The sequence below is a fragment of the Anabaena sp. UHCC 0253 genome (genome assembly GCF_009712085.1).
In the GTDB taxonomy this organism is placed as follows: Bacteria; Cyanobacteriota; Cyanobacteriia; order Cyanobacteriales; family Nostocaceae; genus Dolichospermum.
Genome location: NZ_VILD01000013.1, coordinates 8,984 through 15,318 on the forward strand (window position 1 = coordinate 8,984; position 6,335 = coordinate 15,318).

The 6,335-nt window shown below is 36.1% G+C and carries 11 protein-coding genes and 1 pseudogene; 6 read left to right on the plus strand and 6 right to left on the minus strand.

The genetic code is table 11. The features are described 5' to 3' along the window. The 4 genes from FJR38_RS28835 to FJR38_RS25370 all read left to right on the plus strand — a co-directional run. Positions 1–615: FGGY-family carbohydrate kinase (locus FJR38_RS28835; protein WP_254449561.1), on the plus strand; the 615-nt coding region annotated here is incomplete at its 5' end. A gap of 112 nt (positions 616–727) precedes the next feature. Further along, complete coding sequence (locus FJR38_RS25360) at positions 728–1,150, plus strand: DUF4365 domain-containing protein (RefSeq protein WP_168540166.1); 423 nt, start codon at positions 728–730, stop codon at positions 1,148–1,150. Then, positions 1,117–1,728 carry a hypothetical protein gene (locus FJR38_RS25365; RefSeq protein WP_168540168.1) on the plus strand — a complete coding sequence of 204 codons (612 nt, stop codon included), beginning with the start codon at positions 1,117–1,119 and terminating at the stop codon, positions 1,726–1,728. Before FJR38_RS25360 ends, FJR38_RS25365 begins: the two co-directional genes overlap by 34 nt. Before the next feature lie 125 nt (positions 1,729–1,853). Next, a complete protein-coding gene (locus FJR38_RS25370; protein ID WP_168540170.1) occupies positions 1,854–2,135 on the plus strand; it encodes a hypothetical protein in 282 nt (93 codons plus the stop codon). Positions 2,136–2,218: 83 nt separating this feature from the next. Here FJR38_RS25370 and FJR38_RS25375 read toward each other — a convergent pair whose 3' ends face one another. The 6 genes from FJR38_RS25375 to FJR38_RS25400 form a co-directional block, all read right to left on the minus strand. Further along, positions 2,219–3,106: a PIN domain-containing protein gene (locus FJR38_RS25375; protein ID WP_168540172.1), complete on the minus strand. Its 888-nt coding sequence runs from the start codon at positions 3,104–3,106 to the stop codon at positions 2,219–2,221. A gap of 53 nt (positions 3,107–3,159) precedes the next feature. Then, complete coding sequence (locus FJR38_RS25380) at positions 3,160–3,438, minus strand: GIY-YIG nuclease family protein (protein ID WP_168540174.1); 279 nt, start codon at positions 3,436–3,438, stop codon at positions 3,160–3,162. 2 nt (positions 3,439–3,440) lie between these two features. Further along, positions 3,441–3,770 (minus strand): hypothetical protein, encoded by a 330-nt coding sequence (locus FJR38_RS25385; protein WP_168540176.1) that lies wholly within the window; start codon positions 3,768–3,770, stop codon positions 3,441–3,443. Positions 3,771–3,784: 14 nt separating this feature from the next. Then, positions 3,785–4,456, minus strand: a complete 672-nt coding sequence (locus tag FJR38_RS25390) for a hypothetical protein (RefSeq protein ID WP_168540178.1) — start codon at positions 4,454–4,456, stop codon at positions 3,785–3,787. Positions 4,457–4,738: 282 nt separating this feature from the next. Then, positions 4,739–5,359 carry a hypothetical protein gene (locus FJR38_RS25395; RefSeq protein ID WP_168540180.1) on the minus strand — a complete coding sequence of 207 codons (621 nt, stop codon included), beginning with the start codon at positions 5,357–5,359 and terminating at the stop codon, positions 4,739–4,741. Between the two features lie 63 nt (positions 5,360–5,422). Beyond that, the gene (locus FJR38_RS25400; protein ID WP_174764132.1) at positions 5,423–5,707 is read right to left on the minus strand and encodes a hypothetical protein; all 285 of its coding nucleotides are present in this window, start codon (positions 5,705–5,707) and stop codon (positions 5,423–5,425) included. Between the two features lie 206 nt (positions 5,708–5,913). On the opposite strand from FJR38_RS25400, the gene FJR38_RS25405 reads away from it, so the two are divergent. Both FJR38_RS25405 and FJR38_RS25410 read left to right on the plus strand, forming a co-directional pair. After that, positions 5,914–6,117, plus strand: a complete 204-nt coding sequence (locus FJR38_RS25405; RefSeq protein WP_168540182.1) for a hypothetical protein — start codon at positions 5,914–5,916, stop codon at positions 6,115–6,117. Positions 6,118–6,119: 2 nt separating this feature from the next. Next, positions 6,120–6,335, plus strand: a pseudogene (locus FJR38_RS25410) (hypothetical protein); the annotation flags it as partial.

Consider the following 6,335-nt stretch of genomic DNA (forward strand, 5'->3'; position numbering starts at 1 on the left):
GGTGATACTCCGGCGGTTTATGCTTTGGAGGGGAGTATAGCGATCGCTGGTGCTTTGGTTCAATGGTTGCGTGACAATTTGGGATTAATTCAAAGCAGTGCAGACGTAGAAGCATTAGCCAGTACAGTTACAGATAATGGTGGTGTTTATTTTGTCCCTGCCTTTTCTGGGTTATTTGCTCCCTATTGGCGCAATGATGCTAGGGGTGTAATTGTGGGGATGACTAGCTACACCAATAAAGGTCATATTGCCCGTGCAGTGTTAGAAGCTACAGCATGGCAGACTCGTGAAGTTTTAGATGCGATGAGAGAAGACGCGCAGGTAAATTTAACGGCTTTGAAGGTAGATGGTGGGATGGTGTACAACAACTTGCTGATGCAGTTTCAAAGCGATGTGTTAGGTGTGCCAGTGATTCGTCCACAGGTATCAGAAACTACTGCTTTAGGGGCAGCTTATGCTGCTGGGTTAGCGACTGGTTTCTGGGGTAGTTTGGAGGAGTTGTCTGAGAATTGGCTTTTAGATCAGACTTGGGAAGCGAAGATGGATGCTGTGGAGAGGGAAGGTTGTTATCGGTTGTGGAAGAAGGCGGTTAGTAAAACTTTTGATTGGGTATAATCAATAAAAGCATACAATACGTAAATTTATACTTTTTTTACGTGATATGCCTTGATATTAAGACTAAAATGCTGAGACTCCTTATCTTTCTCTGAATGGCTTAGTGTAATATATGACAGGTTTTCCAAAGTATTCTAACTCTGCTCAAAAAGGTGAACTGGGTGTGATCCTTGTTAGTCGATTATTTTCTCAGCACTTTCAATGGATCTTCCGTCGTGTACACCAAGAGCAAGATTTTGGTATTGATGGATATGTAGATATCGTTAACGATAAAAATCAAGTTACTGGACGTACATTTGCAGTTCAGATTAAGTGTGGAAGCAGTTACTTTAAAAAATCAAAATATGGTGAATATTGGTATCAGGGAGAAAATAAGCATTTAAATTACTTGTTAAATCATCCAGTTCCCGTAGTTATAATCCTTGTGAATCCAGAGAGTGAAGAGTTTTTTGGAGGCATTTTGATATTAATGATACTGAAGAGTATGGTAATGGTTGGAGAATGCCAATACCCCAATCACAAAAGCTCACGTTAGAAGCAAAATCCTCTTTGATATCATTAGTAGGTGAAGAGAAAGACTTTAATGATCAGATAGATTGGTACTGGAAATTAAACAATCTGTTGGGTGAGAATCTCAATCCTCTTATTTGCGTAATTTCTCGTAATGAAATTGAGTCTCAAGACTTTTCAGTCCCAACTAACTTTTTTGCTCGAATCCTTGCTAACTCTGCTGTAGCTCGAAAGTGTCAGGGTAGCGTAGAATTTTGTATTTCTGGGTACGATTCAGATTCTAGATCACTATACGAGATTATAGAGGTTAGGCATTATTTACAAGCACTAGAACCTATGGTTAGATATTGGTTTTTCTTCCTCAGACATCATCCTAGTTCACATAGCTTGAAATTACTCATGTCATGTGTTTGTGGTATTAATATAATTAGCAATCATATTAGTATTGATGTATATGATAGAGCCGCTTTTATGATGAGAAATTTTGCTTGGCTTAATGAAATTACTGAAAAGATGAATTTCTCCTTAGAGCAAGAAAAACAGATATCTGAGTCTATAACTGAATATTTATTGAGCAATTACAACAGCAATTTTTCTGGATAGGTTTAAGCAATAAAACCTCACAGTAATGCTTTATAATATTGATTTATTGAGGTTAGTTTTATTTATCAAAACCTACTGTGATTAAGTAATTTAGTACAATTCAGTAATTTACTGCTAAATCAAATATGAATATCAGTTTATCTTCAGAAAGTATTTTTTTGAGTTTAGCTGTAACCAGTCTTATCGGTTTATGGCTAATTTGGCAAGCTGTCAAGATAAACCCTGGAATTGATATATGGAAAATATCAGTTAAGTGGTTGAGTGATAGACGTAAATTATTAGATGGAAATAGGGATTATACCGATAGCGATATTTTCATTAATATGAAAAAACCAGTGGGACTAAAAGAAAGTGAAAAAATATTTAAATCTTATGGTATGTTGGCAGAACTTGAGAATTTGCAGTAAACAATAAATAGCGATAAATAATATTTTCTTTATCTCTCAGTCAAGGAGCGAGGGTAGATAAAACTTATTCAAAATTTGAACAGCTAATCATTCTCTGCCTCAACCATTCCCACAAGATTGGAAGCTTTGCAATCATGACATTGAACAAATTTCATCCATCCTTGGTGGGGTACAGTTCTGATGTGCCAAGAAGTATTAGATGAGCCGCAACTAGGACAATTATAAACTGAGTCCTTAAATAAATAATCTATAGGATTGTCAATTTGATAGACTGGTTTATAGGATGGCAATGATCTTTTCGCCTGAATTTCCAATCTTTTTTGTGCTTTTTCTATTAATTTATTTGGTTCAATAAAGTAGTTAAAACCGTTTTTATTTATGGCAAATGCTTCATTATCTAAATCTGTATCAGGAATATCTTCCCTACCTTTTCCTTTTACAGAGAAATCACTTTTGTTATGTGTACAAAACCAAATTTCACCTTCTTTCAGTATTTCTAAAACAGTTAGCCAAATTAAGCAATCCCCTGTTGAACTTCTTTTTGGAGAGGTAGCAGGTGCAATATGATTGATGGTTCTGTGACTAGCTTCAACCATCATCGCATCAGTAACTTCAAAAACTTTTGCATTTTTGAACAGTAAATCTATTAATTCTAAGTTTGTTCTTATTCCATCACCACCATTTGCTAATAATTGTTGTGTTTCATCTATGAATTTACTAAGTTCTCTCTCTTTAGAAGGCAGCAATTTTTGTAAATCTTTTAATTGCTTAAGATACTTCTTAATTTCTTTTTCAAAATTTAATTTTAAGTGAACTCTATTTCGTTCAAACTCAGTTATTAAAACGCTTGGTAAAATAAGTTGAAATTTTTGAGAATCAAAGATTTCTTTAATTGCTTCTATCGTTTCATATAAATCTGGATTTGCAGCTAGGTTTAGCCACACACAAGTATCTATAACCAAATTAATCATGATGCCTATACCAATTTTTTGAATTGTTAAGAGTCTAAATAGTTGTTTATTTACTAAACTACAGGAGGAGTTTTTGAGTTCAGCTTAGGTTTATAGAAAGATATAGCTGCATTTTCAGCACGGTTCAATAACCATTCTGGAATTTCCGCCCAGTCAATATAAGCTTCTATGCCATACTCTGCAATAATTTCGCTAAGTTTATGATGTCCATTATTCCACCGACTATGAATATTTTTTGCTTGTCCTACATAAATTACATTCTTATTAGCATCTAAAACTTTATATATGCCGCTGATTTTTGGGAGGGATTCTAACTTAGTGATAGGAAGCATTGTTACAACTCCTCTATATGCACGTCTCCAAATTGGGCTGTAAGCTTGATACGTTGCCAATCAATCTCAATTTGGTCATTGCTAAAACCTGCAATATGGCCAACCTCAAACAAAGAAGCTCTTAGCATTTCCTCTGATTCTTCAAGATCGCTGAGAGACATATCTTGACCTTTTTCCCTCAACATCTTGACTTTTTCAAGAATTTTTGCCCATTGTTCTTTGTAGCGTAAGTCTCGACCTTTTGTTAGATCAGGATGCTCTTTTTTGAGTTGTTGAGTGTTGCTTGTGTCGGTCAGGTTAAAAACTTCCTGTTTTATCTCCTGCATTTTCATAATATTGTCCCTGGTCAAAGTTTTGTATACCGAACAGCAGACTTGATTAAAGTGAGAATCTCAGACTTTTCCACATTGAAAAGGCTTGAACCTAATTCCAATGCCTTATTAACTGATCGTGTACTGTAAATCTTATTAACCTTATTAATCGTGTCTGCGGAGACCCCATCTTTAATCAGCAGTTTTTTGACCAGTTCTCGTTGGACTCGGTAAGTATCGTTCCATATCTGTAATGTCTGTTGACTGTTCTCAAGTTTACTGATTTCCCTAATTTTGTCTGAGCATGAATCAAGGAAAGTCACAACAGCAGAAGCGGTGCTAACCCCAGCTTTTTGCATGATAGTCTTAAGTAAATTTCCCTTCTTCTGACTATCGTTGATCACTTTAACGTGTTCATCGCGGTATTTTTCGAGAACTTGTTCAGCAGCAGCTACAGATGCTTTTTTTTCTTGCCTCCCCGTTAGGTAGCCTTGTTCAGCACGGATATCATCAAGAACCTGATCATAATTAGTGAGGTTGTGGCGGTAATGATTAAATAATTGCCGGCCATTAGCTTCCTCATAAGCGATAGGTTGTCCGCTCTCATCCTTTATCTGGTAAAGCTGTTCAATATTCGTCAGTTTGATTTCTTGGCGAAATTCAGATTGATCACTATTGCTCACAAATTTTCCACTTTTAAAATTCATTTATAATCTTTCTGTTCCAATCTTCCCATTTTATTGTGTATGTGTGTATCTCTACATCAAATCTTTAAGAATGCTGTACATTACAAAGCTAAACAATAAATTTACTGAAGTAGTGCTTCAATCTATGGTAGCAAAAAATCTATGCCTTGTACTTAGCAAGACAGCACTTATATCAACAACGACAAGATCGCTCATCCTTTCTTTTCTCAATAAGCGATCGCTATTAGAGAATATCATTGAGTAATTCTAAACGTTGCTGTACCGGAACAATAATATATCGCTTTATTTTACCATTTTTGGCAGATAAGACTGACGATAATTGTTCTTAGCCATCAGCCTAGCTTCACGCCTTGTCCAACATTTTTGTAAAGGTACATCAGCCAATCTTTGCAGCAGCATAAACACACTATTATCTCCTGTCAACTTAGCAATTGTTTGAGCGATTACCTTACAACAATTCCAAGGATGACGCACCACCTGAATTTCTGCAAACCTGATTACACCCCAATTCCGTTCCAAGAAAAAACGGTTACGAATTTTATCATCATCAACATCAATACAGTGGTGAGGTTTACCTGTATTTCCAGTATAAGGTTCATCAATTTCAATATCGAGAGCTAACCCAGATAAATGATGGTAAAAGATAAAATCAGCCGAGTAGCGGAGAGAATAACCTGGAATTTCAAACTCAACCGCTTGACAAATCAAATTTCCAGGAAAAGCTGCCAGTAAATGCCGAAAAAACTGCTTTTCACTCACACCTTGCTTGGCTGTACTCTTATCATCTGGTAATGCCACACATCCTTGAAACGAAGCTTTTAGATGCTTCTGTCCTTGATTATCACCAGTAACCCGTCTTGCTAACGGTGGATAAAGAATGATTGGATAATAAGCAGTAGACATAACCAAATAACCACACTTTCTGTAAAAATTTACCAATTCAAAAGCAGTGGAATTAAGTAATAGTTAAAAACTATCCAATCTAATATCTTTCCAAATATCAGAAACCTGCCATCCCGTCTTGCCAACAGAGTGAACTATGGGATTATATCGTAAAGGAACATAATTAGGTTCTTGATACTCTATCCCTAGTTTTGGCTGTTCTACACCTGTTAGTTCTTCTATATTATTTACAAAGTCAGGATTATTTGCAAAATCAACTTGCAAATTTGGTTCTTTAGTTTCCTTTTTCGTTTCCTTGGTTATTTTTGTTTCTTGGACGAGCTTTTCAGATTTTTTGATGAGTTTCATATCTATTGACAGGTTTAACTTTTGATATTGACAAAATAACGAACAGAGGACACAAAATTAACTTAAAAAAGTGGGATAAAAACATAGATAAACCCCGTTCAAGTTGAAACCTATAGTTTTTCTATGGCGCAAACTCAAGTTTTCAAGATGGATGGAGTTTAGATGCGCTACCGCGCTCAAATTGATGGCGTTATGCAACCCAAACAATGCAACAACTAACAGTAACTCTAACAGAAAGTGTAACCACACTTAAACCTAAGTTGACTGCCGTAATTGAGCAAAATAATCAAGTTACACAAAAGGTCATTTCCGCTTTATGCCTCGATGCTAATTTAGATTCAGGCACAATAGCTATTCTAAACCAAATTGAAGCTGAACATAACTACTATCAAACTTGCGGCAGGTGGTAATCATGGTTTTATCACTCGCTCAACAATCCTTAGCAGGACTATCCCAAACTGCTGCTCATCTCTGGGAACAGTTAACCAATTGTCAGACTCCTGAAGAAGAAGCAGCTATCATCACCGCTATTTGGGAAACGCAGGAAGTACAATCAGAAGCTGTTGATATCCAAGCCGAATTGGCATTGCAACTAGATGCAGAAATTACTCCCTTCCCACTCAAGAAA